Source organism: Lapillicoccus sp. (assembly GCF_046595215.1).
GTDB lineage: Bacteria > Actinomycetota > Actinomycetes > Actinomycetales > Dermatophilaceae > Lapillicoccus.
In genome coordinates this window covers 1-21,013 of sequence record NZ_JBKJPP010000073.1, presented here as the reverse complement: position 1 = coordinate 21,013, position 21,013 = coordinate 1, and the positions used below count along the sequence as shown (strand labels likewise).

The window sequence follows — 21,013 nt, the reverse complement described above, 5'->3', positions numbered from 1 at the left end:
CCCTGGCCGTCGGGCTGTCGCTGGTCGGCGTCGCCCTCTTCCTGCGCAGGCGCAACAATGTGCGGGTGAGCTACGAGCCCCGCCGCCGTCCGCGCCTGCAGGTCGTCCTCGCAGCGCCCAGTGAGACCGTGCCCGATACCGTGCCCGAGGCGGTCAGGTGAGCGTCCGGTTCCGACAGCGGGTCACCATCGCGGCGCTCGTGCTGCTCATCGTCGTGGCCGTGGTCGCCGCCGTCGTGCGCTGAGCCCGAGCGGTCCGACGTCAGCGGGTCGCGTCGACGACGTGCTCGATGCAGGAGATCAGCGCGGAGACGTCCTGCGGGTCGACGGCCGGGAACATCGCGACGCGTAGTTGGTTGCGCCCGAGCTTGCGGTAGGGCTCGACGTCAACGACCCCGTTGGCGCGCAGGACTGCGGCAACCGCAGCCGCGTCGACGGCGTCGTCGAAGTCGATGGTGCCGACGACCTGGCTGCGGGCAGCCGGGTCGGAGACGAACGGCGTCGTGTAGTCGGTCCTCTCCGCCCAGTCGTAGAGTCGGCTGCTCGAGTCGGCCGTCCGCGAGACGGCCCAGCCCAGGCCACCCTGCTCGTTGATCCACGAGACCTGTGAGCTCATCAGCGCCAGGGTGCTCACGGCGGGGGTGTTGTAGGTCTGGTTGAGGCGGCTGTTCGTGATGGCCGTCGGCAGGCTGAAGAAGTCAGGGACCCAGCGGGAGGTGGCAGCGATCTCGTCGACGCGGGCGAGCGCCGCAGGGGAGAAGGCGGCGAGCCAGATGCCACCGTCGGCAGCGAAGCACTTCTGCGGGCCGAAGTAGTAGACATCGGTCTCGGCGACGTCGACGGGCAGGCCGCCGGCGCCGGAGGTGGCGTCGATCAGGACGAGGGCGTCGTCGTCGGCGCCGGCGACGCGCCGGACCGGGGCCATGACACCGGTGGAGGTCTCGTTGTGCGGCCAAGCGTAGACATCGACGCCGGCCTCGGCGCGCGGCTGCGCCAGCGCGCCCGGCTCGGCCTTGATGATCGTCGAGTCGCCGAGGAAGGGCGCGTTCTGGGTGACGGATCCGAACTTGGCCGAGAACTCGCCAAAGCTGAGGTGCTGCGCGCGGTCGCGGACCAGGCCGAAGGCCGCGATGTCCCAGAACGCGGTCGACCCGCCGTTGCCGAGGACGATCTCATAGCCATCCGGCAGGGCGAAGAGCTGGCCGAGCCCGTCGCGGACCTCGCCGACGAGGTTCCTGACCGGGGCCTGACGGTGTGACGTGCCCAGGACGGTGCGCCCGAGCGAGCTGAGGTAGTCGACCTGCTCGGGGCGGACCTTGCTCGGCCCGGAGCCGAACCGTCCGTCCCCGGGGAGCAGCTCGGCAGGAATCGTCAGCTGGGCGTCGGTCACGGGCAACCACCTCGGATGTGGGCCGCCACGTGGGCGGCCGATAACGGTCCGTGCGGGCGCCCGCACGGAAAGAGCGAGTGACACCGATGTCCCCCGTATGAAACCAAGGCCGCCCGCAGCGTGGACGCCGGGTCCAGTGGGTGGACCCGTTCACGGTGCCGGGAATCTTTGGGGCATGACACCCGTTGTGCGGGTGTAATCTTGTAATCCTGTAAGGAGGAATCATGAGACACGACACCCACCACGAGGACCACGGTCATGGCGAGGGACGCGGTCCCCGGGGCGGCCGCGGCCGTCGAGGGCCCTTCGGACGACCCGGCGGCTGGCAGCAGGCCGACCTGCCCGCAGCGGACGACGCCGCGGGCTGGTTCGCCGGCCGGCTCCCCTCCGGCTGGTTCACCACCGCGCCGGAGGTCCATGTCGACCGGGAGGAGATCATCGTCATCGGTGAGCTGCCGCCGGTCGACAACGCTGCCGGGGAGAGCTCCTCGGCGGCAGCGCAGGGGCGGATCAGCAGGTTCCGCGAGGAGAGCCGCGACGAGCGCATCGCCATCGCCCTCGAGGCCGAGTCCCGCTACGGGCGCAAGGTCGGTTGGGGCGTGAGGATCGGCGACGAGTCGGCGCTCTTCACCCACCAGTCGGTGCCGGTGATGACCCGGCTCCGCCAGCCACAGCGTCAGGTCCTCGACACCCTCGTCGACGCCGGCATCGCCCGGTCGCGGTCCGAGGCCCTCGGCTGGGCGGTGACCCTGGTGGGCCAGCACACCGACGAGTGGCTCCAGGGACTGCGCGACGCCATGGCCGAGGTCGACAAGCTGCGGACCGAGGGCCCCGACCTCTGACCCTGCCCATCCCGGATGCCGGGTCGCCCCTCACCGGTGCGGCCCGGCATCCGTCGTTGGGCGGTCCTCACCGGACGGGGCCCGGCTGTGGGGAAACTTGGCCACACGCGGGCGTGGTCATGTCTCCCCGCGGTCCGGGCCCCGTGTCCCGTTCCGGCGCACTATGCCCTGCCCCCACTGGTGGGCAGCGCAGGATGCGGGAGGGCGCTGCCCGCACTGGTGGGCACCGCAGGATGCGGGAGGGCGCTGCCTCCACTGATGGGCAGGCATAGTGCGTGGAAAGGGGGTGCCGCGCATCCCGGCGAACCCCTGGGCCGCGAGACTCAGGCGTCGTGGCCGGCGGGCTTCGCGGCGTCCCAGCCCTCGACGTCCTCGGGCCTGCGGGGGGCCTCCCCGATGTAGCGGGACGACGGCCGGATGAGCCGCCCGGTCCGCTTCTGCTCGAGGATGTGCGCCGACCACCCGGCGGTCCGGGCACAGGTGAACATCGGCGTGAACATCGACGCCGGGACCTCCGCGAAGTCGAGGATGACCGCGGCCCAGAACTCGACATTCGTCGCGAGGACCCGGTCGGGTCGACGCGCGTGCAGCTCCTCGAGCGCCGCCTTCTCGAGGGCCGCAGCCGCCTCGAAGCGCGGCGCGCCGAGGCGCTCGCACGCCGAGCGCAGGACGCGCGCCCGCGGGTCCTCGGCCCGGTAGACGCGGTGCCCGAAGCCCATCAGGCGCTCGCCCCGGTCCAGGACGGTCTTGACGTAGGTCAGGGCGTCGCCCTGCTCCTCGACCCCGTCGAGCATGTGCAGCACCCGCGACGGCGCACCGCCGTGCAGCGGGCCGCTCATCGCGCCGACCGCGCCGGACAGGCACGCTGCGACGTCGGCCCCGGTCGAGGCGATGACGCGGGCGGTGAACGTCGAGGCGTTCATCCCGTGCTCCGCGGCGGAGACCCAATAGGCGTCGACGGCCTCGACGTGCTTGGGGTCGGGCTCCCCTCGCCAGCGGATCATGAACCGCTCGACGATGGTGCGGCCGGTGTCGACCTGCGGCTGCGGGACCATCGGCTTGTCGAGCCCGTGGGCGGACTGCCCGACCCAGGACAGGGCCATGACCGCGGCCCGGGCGAGGTTGTCCCGCGCCTCGGCCTCGTCGATGTCGAGCAGCGGCCTGAAGCCCCACACCGGGGCCAGCTGTGCGAGCGCGCTCTGCACGTCGACCCGGACGTCACCGGTGTGGACGGGCAGCGGGAACGGCTCGGCAGGAGGGAGCCCCGGGTTGACCTTGTTGTCCACGAGCAGGCCCCAGACGTTGCCGAAGGAGACCTTCCCGACGAGGTCGTCGATGTCCACGCCGCGATAACGCAGCGACCCACCGTCCTTGTCCGGCTCGGCGATCTCGGACTCGAAGGCAATGACGCCCTCGAGGCCCGGCTTGAAGTTCGGGTCGGCGGCGCCAGGGCTGGCGGACACCTCGAACTGCGTGGTCATCGGACTCCTTCGGCCATGGGGTGCGTGCAGAGCAGGCCCATTGTGCCCCCACTTCGTCGGTTGGCGCTGCCACACTCGGCCCTATGCCGGAGCCCAGGACCGCGTTCAGTGGCACCCTCGCGCCGGGGGAGGACTACGACGCGGTCGCCTTCAGGGACCTCGACCTCACCGGCGCCCGCGGGGCCGGTGCGCGATTCCTGGAGTGCGGTTTCGAGTCGTGCGACCTTACCGGCGCCGATCTCGCCGCCTCGCGATGGACGGATACGACGCTGGCGCAGATGCGCGGTGTGGGCACCGACCTCTCGGAGGCGAGCCTGCTCGACGTCACGGTGAGGGACGCGCGTTTCGGGGCGCTCACGGCATACGGCTCGACGTGGCGGCGGGTGACCGTCCGCGGGGGCAAGATCGAGTTCCTCAACCTGCGAGGTGCCACGCTGCGCGACGTCCACTTCGAGGACTGCCAGCTCATCGAGCCCGACGTGGGCGGCGCGTCACTTCGCGACGTGACGTTCTCGGGCTGCACCCTCATCGGGATGCAGCTGCACGGGGCGAAGCTGAAGGGCGTGGACCTCTCGGGCGCGCGACTCGTCGAGCCGAAGGGCCTGACCAGCCTCGGTGGCGCGACGATCAGCCGCCTGCAGCTGTTCGAGCTCGCGGACGCACTCGCCGAACAGCTCGGGATCACGGTCAGCGGCTGACGCCGCCCGCGGGGGCCGTGAGGCGCCGGGCGCTAGGACTTCTTGCGTCGCACGGAGCCGACGGCCCTGTTCCTCGCTGCCACCGCCCGGTCCTTCGGGGTCGGCAGCTCGTCCGGCCGGCGCCGAAGGCTCAGGTCGGCCCGGACCAGCAGGTCGCTGACCGGCACGCCGGGGCTGGGGTGGGCCGAGACCGCCTCGTCGCCGCTGAAGACGATCCACACGGGCTTCTCCCCGTGGATGACCCGCAGGAGGGAGCCGTCCTCGAGGGTGCGCGCCTTGTCGATCGCGATCCTGCGGCTGCGCTGGGAGTCCAACTTGCTCTTGGCGTAGTCGCTCGCCGGAACCTTGACCTGGTCGAAGACGATCTTGGCGGCGGGGCCGTACTTCACGCCGTAACGCACCCCTTTGACGAACAGCCTGCCGAACGCCATGCCGCACCTCCACTGGATTTCGGCCCAGCCTAACCTTGGACGACACACCGTCCCCGCAACCCAGGAGTCACCGTGAGCACCGTGGACCGCCGCGACTACACCGGCGAGGGTCTGAGTGAGGCCGACCTGGCCCCCACCCCTCTGCAGCAGGCCCGGCTGTGGGTCGAGGACGCCGACCGGCGCGGCGCCGAGCGGGACGACGTGCCCGAGCCGCGGGCCCTGTCGGTCGCGACCGTCGACGCGTCCGGCGTCCCGAACGTGCGCACCGTGTTGATGCGCTTCCTGGACGAGCGCGGGCCCGGGTTCGTCTCGAGCCTCGACTCGACGAAGGGCCTCGAGCTGCGGGCCAACCCGCACGTGGCGGCGTCCCTGACCTGGCCGTCGATGTTCCGCTCGATCCGTTTCCGTGGCGTGTTCGAGCAGATCGAGCGCGACGAGGTGGCCGACTACTGGTCCTCCCGGCCGTGGGGCTCGCGGATCAGCGCCTGGGCCTCGCGGCAGTCGCGGGCCGTTGACGGCCGGGCCCAGCTCGAGGCAGCCTACGATCGGTATGCCGCGCAGTATCCCGACCACGAGGACCCCGCCGACGTGCCGATGCCGGACTTCTGGGCCGGGTTCCGGATCCGCTGCACCGAGGTCGAGTTCTGGGGCGGTCGCCGCAACCGACTGCACGACCGGCTGGTGTTCACGGCCGTCGGCGCGGGCGGCGGCGCATCGGCCGGCGACGTGGCCAGCCATCCGAGCCTGGACGACGCGGGCGTCTGGGCCGTGGCCCGCAGGCAGCCCTGACGCGGACAACCCGTGGGCTACCGGATTCCCAGGAAGGACCGGCTGCACGCTGGACGTTACGTGCGTACCCACGGGCTGCAGCGACTGCGGTGGATTGCGATCGCGCGTCCTGTGCTGACCGTCGAGACGGCCAGCCGAACGGCTGCGCTTACGGCGCAGTCACCTCACGTGTCCGATAAGAACTCACTATCTGACCACCTCCCTTCTCGTGTACCTCAGACGGTAAAACGCCTCCGGCCGACGCGCAAGGGGGTTCTGCCGACAGGTCGATGTCCACGTCGGCGTCGCTGCTCCTAGAGTGAGGTGATGGCTGAGACGGTTCGGGGTCTGCGCGAGGTCGCGCTCTCCGCCTACGGACCCACCGCCCTCAGCGCCGTCGGCTCCGGCGCGGTCCTGCCCGTCGTCGTGCTGTCGGCCCGCGACCTCGGCGCCGAAGTCAACCTCGCCGCCTTCATGATCGCGCTGCTCGGGATCGGGCAGCTGGCAGGAGACCTCCCCGCCGGCGCTTTGGCCGCCCGGATCGGTGAACGCGCGTCCCTCATCCTCGCCTGCGCCCTCGAGGCGGTCGGGATGGCAGGTTGCGCCCTCGCCCCGTCCGTCGGGGTGCTGGCCGCGTCGGTCCTGCTCATCGGGGTCGCCGGAGCGGTCTTCGGCCTGGCCCGGCAGGCCTACCTCACGGAGGCGGTGCCGGTGGCGCTGCGGGCCCGGGCGCTGTCCACGCTCGGGGGCGTCAACCGCATCGGCTTGTTCGTCGGCCCCTTCGTCGGGGCAGTGGTCGTCGCGCGCTGGGGGATCAGCGCGGCATACGTCGTCGGGATGCTCGCGTCGGCTGCGGCGTTCGTCCTGCTGCTGCTCGTCCGGGACATCACCGCGGGGGAGCGGGCCGCACAGCGCGCGACGCCGCGACGCCCGGTCGGTGCGGTCCTGCGCGAACAGCGGGCCACGCTCGCGACCCTCGGCGTCGGGGCGATGTTCATTGCCGCCGCCCGGTCCTGCCGCACCGCCCTGGTGCCGTTGTGGGCCGAGGCGATCGGGCTCGATGCCGCGCACACCAGCCTGGTCTTCGGCATTGCCGGCGCCGTCGACATGCTCCTGTTCTATCCGGCCGGTGGCGTGATGGACCGTTTCGGGCGGGTGTGGGTCGCCGTCCCCAGCATGGTCGTGCTCGGCGTCGGGATGGCCCTGTTGCCGCTGACGCACTCCTTTGCCGCCATCACCGCCGTGGCGGTGGTCCTCGGAGTGGGCAACGGCATCGGTTCGGGGCTTGTCATGACCCTCGGCGCCGACGCCTCACCGGCCGACGCGCGCGTGCAGTTCCTCGGCGGCTGGCGGCTCATGTCCGACACGGGCAACGCTGCCGGGCCCGCGGCGGTCAGCGCCCTGACGACGCTCGTGCCCCTCGCGGCGGCGGCGCTCGTGATGGGGGCGGTCGCCGTGGCGGGGGCCGGTTGGCTGCGCGTCTGGGTGCCCCGCTTCGACCCCGTCTCCCGGCGGGCAGCCGACGGCGGGCGCACCTCGTGACCACCGCGGCCTGCCTGCCCTCATGAGCATCGACCTCACGTCGGATGACACACTTCACTGGTGACGGATCTGATCGACACCACGGAGATGTATCTCAAGACCATCTTCGAGCTCGACGAAGAGGGCATCGTGCCCCTGCGTGCCCGGATCGCCGAGCGACTGGGTCACTCCGGCCCCACCGTCTCGCAGACCGTCGCCCGGATGGAGCGCGCCGGCCTCCTCCTCGTCGGGGGCGACCGCCAGCTGCAGTTCACCGCAGACGGCCGGGCGCGGGCCACACGGGTCATGCGCAAGCACCGCCTCGCCGAGCGCCTGCTCATCGACGTCATCGGGCTCGAGTGGGAGTTCGTCCACGACGAGGCCTGTCGGTGGGAGCACGTGATGAGCGAACGGGTCGAGCGCAAGATCCTTGCGCTGCTCGAGGACCATCACGACTCGCCCTACGGAAACCCCATCCCCGGCCTGGACGAGCTGGGGGAGGAGGCGGGCGAGAGCTTTCTCACCGGCCTCAAGAGCCTCACCGAGCTCGCGGGCGAGCAGCCGATCCTGGTCACCGTCCGCCGCATCGGCGAGCCGGTCCAGGTGGACCACGAGGCCCTCACCCTGCTCACCGTCGCGGGGCTCCTGCCCGGGGCGAACGTCGAGGTCAGACGCCAGGACAGGCGCATCATCGCCGTCCGGGAGGGTGCCCTCGAGGCCACCGGGGTCTCCCTGCCCGAGGACGTCGCGCTGCACGTCTTCGCCGCGCTGCTCTGAGCGATCAGGGAATTTCTTGGCGATTCCGTGACCGTGGCGTGACATTTGACAGTGCCCTGTGTAGGTTTGGGCCCACTTACTCCCCCTGGAGTGAGGTCCTCCCGGGACCGCCTAATCCTGCCACTCGGGTCGGGAACGTCACACACATCGCTTGGCAGGAGCGGGGGAACCACTTTCGGGCGTCGCCAGACGTCCTTGGGGTCAAGTTCGCCAGCACGGGACCCGTCCCGTGAACAGAACCGGGTGCACCAGACAACCTCCCACCCGAACCCGACAGCTCACCTCGTAGGCGCTTGAGAGGTCTCTCCGTGGCTCGTACCCCTTCTGGGCGCCATCGCGCCCCAGGCTTCAATCCCCTCAACGAACTCGGCGACATCGCCGCCCGCTCCGCCCAGCCCGCCTTGATGGCGTCCGCTGTGGTCGTGGCCTCGGGTGGGCTCGTTGTGGCGTTCGCCATCCCTGCCTCCGCCGCCCCCGCCAGCGACAGCAACACCAACGTGGCGGTCGCCGCAAGCCTCGCCGCCGTCCCGGAGAGTTTCTCGGTTGCCGCCCCGGCGGCCACGACGACCCTCCCGACCTTTGGCCTCATCGGCTTCTCGGGTACGGCCGCTGTGGTCCCAGCCGCGTCCGTCGTGCAGATTGCCACGGTTGCCCCGGCGGTTGCCCCGGCCGCTCCCGTCGCCAAGGTCGCTGCGCCCGTCGCCAAGGTCGCTGCGCCCGTCGCCAAGGTCGCCGCGCCCGTCGCCCAGGTGGCCGCTCCGGTGGCCAGGGTCGTCGCCGCTGCGCCGACCGTCGCCGCCGCGCCGGTCGCCCGCGCAGCCCGCGCCGCCGTGCGCCCGACTGTGGCTCCGGCTCAGGCCCCCGCTCCGGCTCCCACGCCCGCTCCGGCTCCGGCTCCCAAGCCCGCGCCGGCTCCGGCTCCGGCGCCGAGCGGTGGCATCCTGGGCATCGCCGCGAGCATTTCGGGCATCCCCTACGTCTACGGCGGCACGACGACCTCCGGTTTCGACTGCTCCGGCTTCACCGGATACGTCTACCGTGCGGTCGGCAAGTCCATCCCACGTGTTGCCGAGGCCCAGCGTCAGGCGGCCACGAAGGTCTCGAACCCCGTCCCCGGCGACCTGATCTTCTTCGGTTACCCGGCCTACCACGTCGGGATCTACGCCGGCGGCGGCAAGATGTATGACTCACAGCGCCCCGGCACGTTGAGCGGCCTGCACGTCATCTGGACCCAGACGAACGTCAGCTACGGTCGATTCTGACCGAGCTCGACCTTTCGGCAGCGGCTTCTCGCCCCAGGGCGGGGGGCCGCTGCCGTGTTCTCAGTGGCAGGATGCAGAGATGGCTCATACGTCCCCCTCAGGGGTGGCCCCCCACCCGGCGATCGTCCTCGACGTGTGGAGCGACCTCGTCAGCCCCTGGTGTTACCTCGCCAAGGCCCGGCTCCGGTCGGCGATCGACGCGTGGGAGCGCCCGCCCGAGGTGCTCCTGCGCCACCGGGCCTTCGAGCTCGACCCCGGTATGCCGCGTGGCGGCCGCCCTGCTGGGGGCTCGTCCGCCGCCGACACCAGGGACAACGTGCGTCTGGTGACCCTGGCGGCGGCCGAGGGCATCCGACTCGACCTGGCCTCGGTCGTCCCGGCCAACACGTTCGACGCCCACCGGCTCATCGCCCTCGGCCGGATGGCCGGCGGACCGGCCGAGGCGGACGCCATCCTCGAACGGCTCTTCTCGGCGCACCTCACCGAAGGTCTGGCCATCGACGACCACGCTGTCCTCCTGAGGTGCGCGGCCGAGGCCAGCCTCGACGAGCGTCGCGTGTCCGCAGTGCTGGCCGGGGACGACTACGCGGACGAGGTGCTGGCAGACGAGCGGGAGGCGACCCGGCTCGGGGCGATGACCGTCCCGTTCGTCCTCGGCAACGGGCGGGTGGCCCTGAGCGGCACCCAGCCGGTCGAGGCGTTCACCGACCTGCTCCGGGAGTCGCTGGCTCCCGGAGTGCCTGGCCCGGCCTGAGCCGCGGTGGTCAGGCCTCCCTGGGGAAACCTGGACACACCCGGGTGTGGCCAGTTTTCTCCAAGCACGCCGTGGCGCCCGGACATGGCAGTGCCCCGACTGTCTGGTCGGGGCACCGTCATCCGGGGTCGTCGGCCCTCAGGCGCTCGCGGGGACCGGGGCCCTTCCGCCGAAGCGGACCTCCTGCGTCTCGGGGACCGTCCTCAGGTGCCTCAGCCCCAGGAAGCTGAGGACCAGCATGGCGAGGGCGCCGATGCCGCTGGCCACCGCGGCATACATCGCGATCATGCCGAGGGTGCCGAAGGCGTAGGCGTTGAGCAGCAGGCCACGGAGCGAGTCGCCCATGAAGAGCGTCTGGCGCAGGTCACCGAGGGTCTTGACCGCGGCTGGGTCGGCCGTCGTGTCCTTCGAGAGGGCGGTGAAGGCGCTGCTCACCTCTCCGTAGGTCTTGTCGGCGCTCGCCTTGTTCATGTGGACCTTGATGTAGTGGTCGGCGTAGGCCTGAGCCTGGGCGCCGGTGGTCATCGGCTGGCCCGCGTACTGCTCGAGGTAGGGCTTGATCAGGGGGTCCGCGATCGCGGCGCCCGACGGCATCGTGATCTTCTGGTCGGCGAGCTGCGACGAGACGGTGTTGTTGGCGAAGCTCCCGGCCCAGAAGAGCAACCCGGCGGCGACCAGGAGGACGACGGCGACGATGGCGCCGCCGGTGGTGAGTAGTGCATCGAGTGTTCTGCGTCGCATGGTGGCGCTCCCTCATCGCGTTCCGGAGTGATGGCTCCGAACTTCCGTGCCTGGTTGGCGTTCCCGAGCATGAAGGCGATGACATCGCGCGCACAGGGACGATGGTCCCGACGTCGGGATGGGAGTTGCGCAGTGGTTCAGCAGGGTGCGGGGTGCGGCGCGGTCACTGCTGGATCACGGAGAGGATGTTGCCGGCCGGGTCGGTGAACCAGGCGATGGGCGGGCCGCCCTTGCGGAAGATCCCCCTCTCGTCGGTCTCGCCCGGAGTGCCGGTGTAGTGCTCGAACTCGACGCCGCGAGAGCCGAGTTCGTCGACAACCGGCTCGATGTCGGGGACGGAGAAGTTGAGGATCGTGTAGGTCGCCGGCACGTGGTTGGGCTTGGGATAGATGAGGGTGGCCCGGTCACCGGCGAGGTGGAGCGTGAGCATCCCGTCGGCCTCCGTCACCTCGAGGCCGAGGGTCTCGAGGTAGAACGCCTTGGCGGCGGGGATGTCGTCGACGGAGAAACCGCTGAAGGCCGTGGTGTCCTTGAACATGGGTTGTGCCTCTCGGTGGGGACCACAGATCTGGAGATGAGACCTCAAACGCTAGTCCTGCGCGGCCTCGTCCGCGGCTGCGACGAGCTCGTCGAAACCCTGCCGGATGCCGGTCGCGAGGGTGTCGACGTCGGGGAAGCTGTCGAAGTCGGCGGTGATGCCGAAGCCGAAGGTGTCGAGGTAGGACAGCACAGCGACCGCGACCCGCACTCCGGCGAAGATCGGGACGTAGGGCCGCAGCTCGAGCAGCTGGTGACCGAGCAGGTAGAGCGGGACGCGGGGGCCGGGCACGTTCGTCGTGCCCGTCTGGGTGAGCTTGTTGGGGACCAGCGACATCGACCGCGCGCCGAGGGACAGCAGGGTGGGTGCCGCGAAGTCCGCCAGCCCGACGATGGCTGCGGCGTCAATGGCGCCGAGGCCGCGTTTGTTGCGGTCCATCTGCTCCCGGAGCAGCCCGAGCCGGCGCACCGGGTCCTCCTCGGCGACCGGCAGGTCGACCACGACCGTCGTCACCTGGTTGTCGGCGACACCCCGCCCGGACTCGCCCCGCGTCGAGACGGGCACGAGGGAGCGCACCACCATGTGGGGGAGGAGCTCGCCGCGGGCTGCGAGCAGGTCCCGGTAGCCCCGCGTCGTCGCGGCGAGGATCACGTCGTTGACGGTGCCACCGAACGCGGCCTTGATCTGCTTGACCTCCGTCATGCTGGCGCTGGTCCACACCCACCGTCGGTTCGGGCCGAGCGAGCCGTTGAGGCTGTCCGGCGTCGGAGGTCCCCGTCCCGGGAGAAACGTCGGGATGAACTGTGGCACCAGCTCTTTCGCGGCCACCACCGCTCCCGCCAGCACCATCGGCACCCGGTCGAGCGTGGTCCGGCTAGCCAGCTCGGCGAGCCGGAGGGGCTCCCGCAGGCGGTCGGCGAGCGATCCCGCCGCGATGTCGAAGGTCGAGGGCATCGACGCGGGCCGCCACGCGGAGGGCGGCGGAGGGTCGGCGTCTCGATCGAGGTCGAAGATGGCCGCGAGGAGGTCCGTGCCCGCAACGCCGTCGATCATGCAGTGGTGGGTCTTGGCAATCAGCGCCCAGCGCTCGTCGGCGAGGCCCTCCACGAGCCACACCTCCCAGACCGGCTTGCGCATGTCGAGCCGCTGCGCGAAGACCCGTCCAGCCAGGTTGCGCAGCTGCTCGGGGCCGCCCGGCTGGGGCAGCGAGGTGTGCCGCACGTGGTAGAGGATCTGGAAGTGGGGGTCATCGACCCACACGGGGCGTCCGAGCTGCAGGGGCACGGGTCGGATCACCTGCCGGTAGCGGGGGACCCGGTCGAGCTTGCCGGCGAGGAGGCGGACCAGGTCCCCGTATGCCGGGGCGGGACCGTCGAGCACCGCGACGCTCCCGACGTGCATCGGGGTGTGCTCCGCTTCGGAGTAGAAGAACATCGCGTCCATCGCGCTCATCCGGTCCATGGCGTTCATTGAGTGGTGCCGGTGGCAGGGGTGAGTATGGCCGGGCTGAGGGTGGCAGGGGTGACGGTGACGGGGATGCCGTTGAGGGCGGCGGTGCCGGTGAGGGCGTCGACGAGCAGGTCGTCGGCGAGGACGTTGCTGTTCACACCCGGGTGGGCGGACGCGACGGACATCCGCGTCCCGGGGGCGGTGTGGCCCCAGCCGTGCGGGATGCTGACGACCCCGGTGCGGATGCTGTCGGTGATCTCGACGGGGAGCGTCACCTGACCCGCGCGCGAGCGGATGGTGGCCGGGCCGCCGTCGACGAGCCCGAGCCGTGCCGCGTCGTCCGGGTGCACCTGGGCGGTGCAGGTGTTGCTGCCGCGCACGAGGGGGGCGACGTTGTGCATCCAGGAGTTGTTCGAGCCGAGCTGGCGGCGGCCAATGAGGACGAGACCGTCGGCAGGGCCGGTGCCGAGGAGGGCACGCAGGCGCGGGAGGTCACTGCTGATGGCGTCGGGGATGAGCTCGATGGTGCCGCTGGCGGTGCGCAGGATGTCGGGCACGCGGGGCTGCAGCGGCCCGAGGTCGAGGCCGTGGGGTGCGTCCTCGAGGTCGGCGAGCGTGAGGTCGTAGGGACCTGCCCGCAGCAGGAGGTCGACGAGTCGGGCCGGGCCCCGGCGCGGTGCGGCCAGCGAGGGGTCGAGTCCCTGTCGGCCCGCGGTGTCGGCGGCCACGAGGTCGTCGAGGGCCTCGATGTCGGCGTGCGGACCCTGGCCGCTGACGATGCCGACGAGCCGCAGCAGCGTCTGCCACTCCTGCAGCAGGTCGGTCTCGAGGGTCGCGGGGCTCCAGTTCGCCATGTTGCGCACGCAGAGCTGGGTGAAGGTCAGGTCGAAGTGGTCGCGGGCAAGCGGCCCCGGCCCCGGGAGGATGACGTCGGCGTGCCGGCTCGTCTCGTTGAGGTAGACGTCCATCGACACCATGAAGTCGAGGCCGCGGAGGGCCTCGTCGAGACGGTCGGCCTGGGGCGTGCTGAGGCAGGGGTTGCCGGCCACCACGATGAGGGCCCGGACCTGCCCCTCGCCCGGTGTGAGGATCTCCTCGGCCATGGTCGCGACGGGCAGCTCCCCCATGACCTCGGGGAGGTCGCGGACGCGGCTGCGCCACCGGTCGTGCCGCCAGCCCTTGCGTCCGGGATTCCCTGACGTCGCAGCGCTGTTCGCCTGGCCAGCCGCGGCCAGCGGAAACATGGCGCCGCCCTCGCGGTCCAGGTTGCCGGTGATGATGTTGAGCACGTCGACGAGCCAGCTCGCGAGGGTGCCGAAGGTCTGGGTGGTCGTGCCGATCCGGCCGTAGACCGCGGCGGAGTCGGCGTCGGCGAGCTCGAGGGCCATCCGGCGGATGTCGTGGGCAGCGAGCCCGGTCCGGGCGGCGACGGCGCCGGGAGTGAACGGCGCGCACAGGGCGGGCAGCTCGTCGAGCCCGGTGACGTGCTGGGCGAGTCGGCCGAGGCTGACCCGCCCCTCGGTGACGATGACGTTCACCATGGCGAGCAGCAGCAGGGCGTCGGTGCCGGGCCGGATCGCGTGGTGCTCGTCGGCGACAGCGGCGGTGCGCGTCCGGGTCGGGTCGACCACCACGACCTTGCCGCCGCGCCGCCGGATGGCCCTGATGCGGCCGCGTGCGTCCGGCGCCGTCATCAGGGATCCGTTGGACACCAACGGGTTGGCGCCGAGCAGGAGCAGGTGCTGGGTGCGGTCGAGGTCCGGGACCGCGATGGTCATCGGGTCACCGAAGAGGTAACCCGAGGAGAAGTGCTTCGGCAGCTGGTCGACGCTGCTCGCGGTGAAGATGTTGCGGCTGCCGACCGCCCGCAGCAGCGCCCGGCCGTAGAGCGTCACGCCGAGGTTGTGCGACGACGGGTTGCCGAGATAGAACCCGACGGCGTTGCGTCCGTGCTCGAAGAGGACCGGCAGCAGACGTGCGTCGATCTCCTCGAACGCCTCGTCCCACGTCGCCCCCTGCCACTGGCCGTCGCGTTTGACCATCGGCTGTCGCAGCCGGTCCGGGTCCTGCTCCAGCGCCTGGACGGACGCGCCCTTGGGGCAGATGAACCCGTGGGAGAACGCGTCGTCGTCGTCACCTCGCAGCGACGTGATGGTGGGTCCGTCGAGGGTCACCGCCAGTCCGCAGGTCGCCTCACACAGCGGGCAGGTGATGTATGCCGTGCTCATGGCCGGGCGGTCGGGCTGTCGGTGGTGCGTGGCGAGGAGTCGTGCCGGGTGGTCGCGAGCGGGGTGGTCGCGATCGGGTCGCTGAGGTGGTGCTCCGCCAACCACCGTGCCGTGCGGGCGTGGACCGCCTCGTGAGCCTCCAGCTGGGGCGTGTGGCCGACCCCGGGCAGGAACTCCGTCTCCCACCGGGGGTTCGAGGCGGCGATGGCCCGGGCGGCGGCCACGGGGACGAGACGGTCGAGCTCACCGTGGACGAGCAGCACGGGCGTGTCGATGCCCCGGATCAGCGACTGGTATCGGCCCGGCGCCGTGAGGACCTTCATGAGGGAGCGGGCGGCGCCGAGGAACGCCGCCTCCTGTCCGGGAGTCTGCCGACGGTGGGCGGCCAGCTCGACCCCGGCGTCGACGACGGCAGGATCGGCTCTGGCGGGGTCGGCGAAGCAGAGGTCGACGACGCTCTGCACGCGCTGCCGGTCGCTGACCCGCTTGCTCATCACCGTCATGTATCGCTCCCCCACGAACGGCGTGGCATAGAGCGCGAACTGGGCGGCGATCCTGAAGTCCGGACGCTGACGGGGGATGGGGATGGGGATGGACGGGTCGATGAGGACGAGGCCCTCGACGAGGTCGGGGTGGGCCGCAGTCACGAGCAGGGAGACCATCCCGCCCATCGAGTTGCCGATGAGGACCACCGGGCGACCGACGACCTCGCGCACGAACCGGGCGACGAGCTCGGCGTTGGCCTGCACCGTGGTGGACCGGTTGGTGCCGGACGTCAGTCCGAACCCGGCAAGGTCGATGGCGTAGGCGTGGTGGCGTCCCGCGAGCGCGGGGCCGAGGGCGACCCAGTTGAGGTGGGAACCGCCGAGCCCGTGGACCATGACGACGGGCACCCCCTCGTCGGCGCGGGGACCGCCGAAGTCGACCCAGTGCACCGGCCCGCCGAGATCGCTCATCCACCCCGTCCCGCCCCACGGGGCAGCGAGATCGAGGGGCGCTGGTCGGGGTTCGGGCGTCACTGCTCGACCCTAGGTCCCGGATCGACCTCCGGCAAACGTTTCGGGTCTCAGACGAGGCCGCCACTGCGCCGCGCCGCGTTGACGGTCTCGGCGCGGGTGTGGGTGCCGAGCTTGCCGGAGGAGCTGCGCAGGTAGGCCTTGACGGTCTCGGGGGAGATCGAGAGACGCTGGGCCACCTCGGCATTGGTGCACCCGAGGGCCACCTGGGAGAGGACGTCGACCTCCCGGGGCGAGAGGGGGCAGGGCTGCGAGGGTTCGGGTGAACCGATCCGTGCGAGGCGGTCACAGGAGTGGCGCAGCTGCTCGCGAAGCCGCGGGTCGGCGACGGTCTGGGCGACCTGGCGCAGCTCGGCCTGCAGGGCACGCACCTCCACCATCGTCGCCGCATCGACCCGGACGGGGGACCCGCCGCGGGGCGGGGGCCGGTGCACCGCGCTCGCGGGCGAGAGCATCAGCCGGAGCCTGCGGTCCACCTCGTCGCGCATCGTGAACTCGCGCGCGAGCCGCCCCGCCGCCTCGACGAGGACCTGCGTGACGACGTCGCCGAGCGGCGCGATGGCGCGTGCCCCGGCATACAGGACTCCGCGGACGGCCGCACCGACCACGATGGGGACGGCGACCAGGCCGCGGATGCCCTCGCCGAGGATGGGCCGGTCGTAGGAGTGGGTGATGTCTGTCGAGGGGGCGTAGTCCCGCACGGCGACCGGACGGGTCAGGGCCATGGCGCGTCCCCCGAGGCCCTCACCGGGAAGGACGTGGAGGCCGCGCAGGCCGATGGTGCGCGTGCCGGCGAACTCGGTCAGGCACAGCTCGCCGTCCAGCACCTCTCCGCCGAAGGCCAGTGGCACCCCGGTGTCCGAGCGCGCTGCTCGCACGGCACCACGGATCGCGTCGCTGTCGCGAGGGCGCAGCAGCGCCGACGCCGTGCCAGGCGTAGCCGTCATGGGTCTCCCTCCCCCTTTCGGGGGTAGTCCGGTCCCGCCCTGGGGGTGAGCATAAGCCGAGGGAGCCCTCAGCGGAATGGCCGCGTGCAAGTCCGTGCTGCGGCCTCGACCACCGTCAACGAAGTCCTGAAGGAGCAACCCATGAGCCACACCCTGAAGCAGGCAGCCGACGAGATCCTCCAGCGGGCCGTCGCGGGCACCCCCGGGGTCCCGGGGGTCTCGGCGATCGTCACCGACCAGGCCGGCAACATCTACGAGGGCGCGGCGGGGGTGCGGGCGCTCGGGGACGACACCGAGATGACCCCGGACACCGTCTGTGCGATCTTCTCGACGACCAAGGCGATCACCGGCACGGCCTGCCTGCTGCTCGTCGAGGACGGCTCGCTGGACCTCGACGCCCCGGCCAAGGAGTATGTCCCCGACCTCGGCGACGTGCAGGTGATCACGGGCTTCGGCGCCGACGGGACGCCGCAACTGAGGGCGCCGACGCGGGACATCACCACCCGGATGCTCCTGCTGCACACGGCCGGGTTCGGCTACGACTTCTTCAACGAGCACTACTCCCGGCTCGTGCAGGAGCAGGGGCTGCCGAGCGTCATCACGGCGACCAGGGCCGCGATGAAGTCGCCGCTGCTCTTCGACCCGGGCCAGGAGTGGGAGTACGGCTCCAACATCGACTGGGCCGGCCAGGTCGTCGAGGGCATCACCGGCAAGCGTCTCGGTGAGGTCTTCCAGGAGCGGATCTTCGCGCCGCTGGGCATGCATGACTCGGCCTTCACGATGACACCGGACATGCAGTCGAGGATGGCCAAGATCCACCAGCGCGGCGACGACGGGGCGCTCGTGGCCACCGATCTGGTGCTGCCGCAGGAGCCCGAGGTCCACATGGGGGGCCACGGGCTCTACTCCACGACGCTCGACTACGCCAAGTTCATCCGGATGTGGCTCAACGACGGCGCCGCCCCGGACGGCCAGGTCCTCAAGCCCGAGACGGTGCGGATGGCGGCCGCGAACCACCTCGGCGACCTCAAGATCAAGATGCTCCCAGGCGTCGTGCCGAGCCTGTCCAACGACGCCGAGTTCTTCCCGGGGATGCCGAAGTCCTGGGCGCTGACGTTCATGGTCAACGACGAGGAGGCCCCCACCGGACGCCCGGCCGGGTCGCTCGCCTGGGCCGGCCTCGCGAACCTCTACTACTGGATCGACCGGCAGAACGGGATCGGCGGTTTCTGGGCCACCCAGATCCTCCCCTTCGCCGACCCCGCGTCAGTGGGGGCCTACCTCGACTTCGAGACCGCGGCATACGCCTCCTTGAAGGAGCATGCAGCGGCCTGACCGGAAACAGGGGTCCCAGCGGGGCGGGAAGCAAGCGCCCCGCTGGAGGCTCGCCGGGGACTCGGCGGCCAGTCGGCGCCGCAGGGCGGCGATGGTGTGGTCGATCTTGCGGGCCATCCGGTCGTGGTTGAACACCAGCGCGCCGCCGCAGCATCAGAGGTAGTTCACGACGAAGGGCGTGCTGGCCGTGTCGAGGAGCTGAGCGAAGCCTGAGCTCACCGGGCCCGGAAGGCGGCCGAGGCACCGGACGAGCGGGATGAGGGTGCGCACGCTGGCCGGGGCGGCGGTGTCGAGCATCCGGTGGAAGTCTGCTCGGGCTCGCTCCAGCTCGTCGTGGATCGCCTGCGGGTCGATCGCTCGGGCATCGTCGCACCCCTTCACCGCACGTATCCGCGTCACCGCACCGGTCCGCTCAGGGCGCCGATGTCACCTCGCGATCCCCCGCCGGGGTCAGCTGCTGGCTACCGGGACGCCGAGCTCGCCCAGGAGGGTGATGATGCGCCTCCTGATCTCGTCGCGAATCGGGCGGACGGCCTCCACCCCCTGGCCTGCGGGGTCCTCGAGGTCCCAGTCCTCATAGCGTTTTCCGGGGAAGATCGGGCACGCGTCGCCGCACCCCATCGTGATGACGACGTCGGAGGCCTCGACCGCCGCGGTGGTGAGGACGGTGGGTGTCTGCGCGGCGATGTCGATGCCCTCCTCCGCCATCGCCGCGACGGCGGCAGGGTTCACCCGGTCCGCTGGGATCGACCCGGCGGACCGCACCTCCACGCCACCTGCGGAGAGACTCGTCAGGTATCCGGCGGCCATCTGTGAGCGGCCGGCGTTGTGGACGCAGACGAAGAGGACGCTGGGTCGGGTGGTGGGAGCGGTGGTGGTGGCAGCGGTGGTGGCGCTGGTCATGACCGCGGTTTCGTCGCAAACGCGGTGGAGGTGGAGGTGGTGGTGCGGCGCGGTCGGGGTGCGAAGCGCCTGCGCAGAGCCAGGCTGACGTAGACCAGGGCGAGGAGGACCGGCACCTCGATGAGCGGGCCGACCACCCCCGCGAGGGCCTGTCCGGACGTCGCACCGAACGTCGCGATCGCGACGGCGATGGCCAGCTCGAAGTTGTTGCCGGCCGCGGTGAAGGCGAGGGTCGTGGTCCGCTCGTAACCCAACCCGATGGCAGCGCCGAGGCCGTAGCCGCCGCCCCACATTAGGGCGAAGTAGGCCAGCAGCGGCAGGGCGATCCGGGCCACGTCCCATGGGCGCGAGGTGATCGCCTCCCCCTGGAGGGCGAAGAGGACGACGATGGTGAAGAGCAGGCCGTAGAGCGCCCACGGACCGATCCGCGGGATGAACCGCGTTTCGTACCAGTCCCGGCCACGCGAGCGCTCGCCGAGCCGACGCGAGGCGAAGCCGGCCAGCAAGGGCACGCCCAGGAAGATCAGCACGGATCTGGCGATGTCCCACGGGGAGGCGTCGATGCCGGTCTGCGCCAGCCCCAACCACCCCGGGAGCACGGAGAGGTAGAACCAGCCGAGCACCGCGAACGCCACCACTTGGAAGAGCGAGTTGATCGCGACGAGCACCGCCGCCGCCTCCCGGTCGCCGCAGGCGAGGTCGTTCCAGATGATGACCATGGCAATGCAGCGCGCCAGCCCGACGATGATCAGGCCCGTCCGGTATGCCGGGAGGTCAGGCAGGAGCAACCAGGCCAGGGCGAACATCAGGGCCGGGCCGACCACCCAGTTGAGCACCAGCGAGCTGACGAGCAGCCGGCGGTCAGCGGTGACCGAGTCGAGCCGGTCGTAGCGGACCTTCGCGAGGACGGGATACATCATCACGAGCAGGCCGATGGCGATCGGGAGCGAGATCCCGTCGACCTGCACCGACTGGATCGCGCTGCCGAGGCCGGGCACGAGTCGGCCGAGCAGGAGGCCGGCGAGCATCGCCAGGCCGATCAAGGCGGGCAGGAACCGGTCGAGGGTCGAGAGCCGGGCGACCATGCCGGGGTGCTCGGTGCCCGGTTCCGCAGAGGTGCTCACCGGAGGATCGTGACGGCTGTATCGTCATCTGTCAATATGGACCCTCGTCGATGTGAGGAGGCCGCGATGGCCCTGAAGAAGGCGTTGCTCCCGAAGCCGGCACCGGTCTCGCCGTGCGGTGGAGCGCTGCTCGCGCCGCTCGACCGGGAGCGCGCTGACGAGCTCGCCCTGCTGCTGAAGGCGGTCGCCGACCCCGTGCGCCTCCAGCTGCTCAGCCTGATCCGTGCGGGCGACCCGCAGGAGTCGTGCGTCTGTGACCTCACCGAGGCGGTCGACCTGTCCCAGCCAACCGTCAGCCATCACCTCAAGGTGCTCGTCGAGGCCGGCCTGCTGACCCGGGAACGACGCGGGTCGTGGGCCTGGTTCGCCATCGTCCCGTCACGCCTCGCGGACGTCGCGGCGATCTTTTCCTGAGCCGGATCCGCCATTGACAGGTCGGCCCCGCGGGAGCACTGTCTCCCGAGGGAGCAGTGTCAGGGAAGCCCCGACAAGTGAGGTCATCATGAACCCGGTGTTGAAGATGCTGCTGCGAGTGGCAGGAGGTGCGGCCGTCTGGGTCTACCGGCGCTCCAACGGCCGCATCGGCGGCAAGGTGAGGGGCACTCCGGTGCTCCTGCTGACGGTGCCCGGCCGCAAGACCGGGGCGCCGCACACCACGTGTGTCGGATTCGTCGAGGACCACGGCGGTTACCTCGTGGCAGGTTCGGCGGCTGGCGCACCCCGCGATCCGCAGTGGTTCCGCAACCTGCGGGCGGCGGGGAAGGCAAGGATCCAGATCGGCGCGGACACCCGAGACGTGAACGTCAGGA

General features: G+C 71.2%; 22 protein-coding genes and 1 riboswitch. Of the genes, 10 read left to right on the top strand and 12 right to left on the bottom strand.

Annotated elements, in window-relative coordinates; translation table 11 throughout:
- Window positions 1-261: 261 nt before the first annotated feature.
- Entirely contained in the window at window positions 262-1,389 is a 1,128-nt protein-coding gene (gene serC / locus ACLL9L_RS06105) for a phosphoserine transaminase (RefSeq protein ID WP_411283750.1), read from the bottom strand.
- Window positions 1,390-1,613: 224 nt separating this feature from the next.
- On the opposite strand from serC, the gene ACLL9L_RS06100 reads away from it, so the two are divergent.
- Window positions 1,614-2,231 carry a hypothetical protein gene (locus tag ACLL9L_RS06100; RefSeq protein ID WP_411283749.1) on the top strand — a complete coding sequence of 206 codons (618 nt, stop codon included), beginning with the start codon at window positions 1,614-1,616 and terminating at the stop codon, window positions 2,229-2,231.
- 323 nt (window positions 2,232-2,554) lie between these two features.
- On the opposite strand, the gene ACLL9L_RS06095 is transcribed toward ACLL9L_RS06100, so the two are convergent.
- Window positions 2,555-3,712, bottom strand: coding sequence for a citrate synthase 2 (locus ACLL9L_RS06095; protein ID WP_411283748.1), 1,158 nt, complete (start codon window positions 3,710-3,712; stop codon window positions 2,555-2,557).
- Between the two features lie 83 nt (window positions 3,713-3,795).
- On the opposite strand from ACLL9L_RS06095, the gene ACLL9L_RS06090 reads away from it, so the two are divergent.
- Window positions 3,796-4,410, top strand: a complete 615-nt coding sequence (locus ACLL9L_RS06090) for a pentapeptide repeat-containing protein (RefSeq protein ID WP_411283747.1) — start codon at window positions 3,796-3,798, stop codon at window positions 4,408-4,410.
- Between the two features lie 32 nt (window positions 4,411-4,442).
- On the opposite strand, the gene ACLL9L_RS06085 is transcribed toward ACLL9L_RS06090, so the two are convergent.
- A complete protein-coding gene (locus ACLL9L_RS06085; protein WP_411283746.1) occupies window positions 4,443-4,841 on the bottom strand; it encodes a hypothetical protein in 399 nt (132 codons plus the stop codon).
- Window positions 4,842-4,913: 72 nt separating this feature from the next.
- Here ACLL9L_RS06085 and pdxH point away from each other — a divergent pair, with 72 nt between their 5' ends.
- The 5 genes from pdxH (at window position 4,914) to ACLL9L_RS06060 (ending at window position 9,923) form a co-directional block, all read left to right on the top strand.
- The gene (gene pdxH / locus ACLL9L_RS06080) at window positions 4,914-5,630 is read left to right on the top strand and encodes a pyridoxamine 5'-phosphate oxidase (RefSeq protein WP_411283745.1); all 717 of its coding nucleotides are present in this window, start codon (window positions 4,914-4,916) and stop codon (window positions 5,628-5,630) included.
- A gap of 306 nt (window positions 5,631-5,936) precedes the next feature.
- Window positions 5,937-7,151, top strand: a complete 1,215-nt coding sequence (locus ACLL9L_RS06075; RefSeq protein ID WP_411283744.1) for an MFS transporter — start codon at window positions 5,937-5,939, stop codon at window positions 7,149-7,151.
- A 60-nt stretch (window positions 7,152-7,211) separates the two neighbouring features.
- Window positions 7,212-7,907 (top strand): metal-dependent transcriptional regulator, encoded by a 696-nt coding sequence (locus ACLL9L_RS06070; RefSeq protein ID WP_411283743.1) that lies wholly within the window; start codon window positions 7,212-7,214, stop codon window positions 7,905-7,907.
- 98 nt (window positions 7,908-8,005) lie between these two features.
- A riboswitch (cyclic di-AMP (ydaO/yuaA leader) is annotated at window positions 8,006-8,212 on the top strand.
- A gap of 3 nt (window positions 8,213-8,215) precedes the next feature.
- On the top strand, window positions 8,216-9,169 hold the full coding sequence (locus ACLL9L_RS06065) for a C40 family peptidase (protein WP_411283742.1): 954 nt from the start codon (window positions 8,216-8,218) through the stop codon (window positions 9,167-9,169).
- A 79-nt stretch (window positions 9,170-9,248) separates the two neighbouring features.
- Window positions 9,249-9,923 (top strand): DsbA family oxidoreductase, encoded by a 675-nt coding sequence (locus ACLL9L_RS06060; RefSeq protein ID WP_411283741.1) that lies wholly within the window; start codon window positions 9,249-9,251, stop codon window positions 9,921-9,923.
- Window positions 9,924-10,061: 138 nt separating this feature from the next.
- On the opposite strand, the gene ACLL9L_RS06055 is transcribed toward ACLL9L_RS06060, so the two are convergent.
- From ACLL9L_RS06055 to ACLL9L_RS06030, 6 genes are all read right to left on the bottom strand, one after another.
- Window positions 10,062-10,664, bottom strand: coding sequence for a hypothetical protein (locus ACLL9L_RS06055; RefSeq protein WP_411283740.1), 603 nt, complete (start codon window positions 10,662-10,664; stop codon window positions 10,062-10,064).
- Window positions 10,665-10,827: 163 nt separating this feature from the next.
- Window positions 10,828-11,202, bottom strand: a complete 375-nt coding sequence (locus ACLL9L_RS06050) for a VOC family protein (protein ID WP_411283739.1) — start codon at window positions 11,200-11,202, stop codon at window positions 10,828-10,830.
- A gap of 51 nt (window positions 11,203-11,253) precedes the next feature.
- Window positions 11,254-12,663 (bottom strand): WS/DGAT/MGAT family O-acyltransferase, encoded by a 1,410-nt coding sequence (locus tag ACLL9L_RS06045; RefSeq protein ID WP_411283738.1) that lies wholly within the window; start codon window positions 12,661-12,663, stop codon window positions 11,254-11,256.
- Between the two features lie 5 nt (window positions 12,664-12,668).
- On the bottom strand, window positions 12,669-14,879 hold the full coding sequence (locus tag ACLL9L_RS06040; protein WP_411283737.1) for a molybdopterin-dependent oxidoreductase: 2,211 nt from the start codon (window positions 14,877-14,879) through the stop codon (window positions 12,669-12,671).
- Window positions 14,876-15,835, bottom strand: a complete 960-nt coding sequence (locus tag ACLL9L_RS06035; protein WP_411283736.1) for an alpha/beta fold hydrolase — start codon at window positions 15,833-15,835, stop codon at window positions 14,876-14,878. The genes ACLL9L_RS06040 and ACLL9L_RS06035 overlap by 4 nt, the downstream gene beginning before the upstream one ends.
- 110 nt (window positions 15,836-15,945) lie before the next feature.
- Window positions 15,946-16,842, bottom strand: coding sequence for a LuxR C-terminal-related transcriptional regulator (locus tag ACLL9L_RS06030; RefSeq protein WP_411283735.1), 897 nt, complete (start codon window positions 16,840-16,842; stop codon window positions 15,946-15,948).
- Between the two features lie 141 nt (window positions 16,843-16,983).
- Between ACLL9L_RS06030 and ACLL9L_RS06025 the strand changes: the two genes are divergently transcribed.
- On the top strand, window positions 16,984-18,177 hold the full coding sequence (locus ACLL9L_RS06025) for a serine hydrolase domain-containing protein (protein WP_411283734.1): 1,194 nt from the start codon (window positions 16,984-16,986) through the stop codon (window positions 18,175-18,177).
- Between the two features lie 153 nt (window positions 18,178-18,330).
- Here ACLL9L_RS06025 and ACLL9L_RS06020 read toward each other — a convergent pair whose 3' ends face one another.
- The 3 genes from ACLL9L_RS06020 to arsB form a co-directional block, all read right to left on the bottom strand.
- On the bottom strand, window positions 18,331-18,558 hold the full coding sequence (locus ACLL9L_RS06020; protein WP_411283733.1) for a hypothetical protein: 228 nt from the start codon (window positions 18,556-18,558) through the stop codon (window positions 18,331-18,333).
- Window positions 18,559-18,627: 69 nt separating this feature from the next.
- Window positions 18,628-19,080, bottom strand: a complete 453-nt coding sequence (locus tag ACLL9L_RS06015) for an arsenate reductase ArsC (RefSeq protein ID WP_411283732.1) — start codon at window positions 19,078-19,080, stop codon at window positions 18,628-18,630.
- A complete protein-coding gene (gene arsB, locus ACLL9L_RS06010) occupies window positions 19,077-20,165 on the bottom strand; it encodes an ACR3 family arsenite efflux transporter (protein ID WP_411283751.1) in 1,089 nt (362 codons plus the stop codon). The genes ACLL9L_RS06015 and arsB overlap by 4 nt, the downstream gene beginning before the upstream one ends.
- A gap of 105 nt (window positions 20,166-20,270) precedes the next feature.
- Here arsB and ACLL9L_RS06005 point away from each other — a divergent pair, with 105 nt between their 5' ends.
- Window positions 20,271-20,618: an ArsR/SmtB family transcription factor gene (locus tag ACLL9L_RS06005; RefSeq protein WP_411283731.1), complete on the top strand. Its 348-nt coding sequence runs from the start codon at window positions 20,271-20,273 to the stop codon at window positions 20,616-20,618.
- An 88-nt stretch (window positions 20,619-20,706) separates the two neighbouring features.
- Window positions 20,707-21,013 (top strand): nitroreductase/quinone reductase family protein (locus ACLL9L_RS06000; RefSeq protein WP_411283730.1); only part of this gene is annotated, 307 nt, incomplete at its 3' end.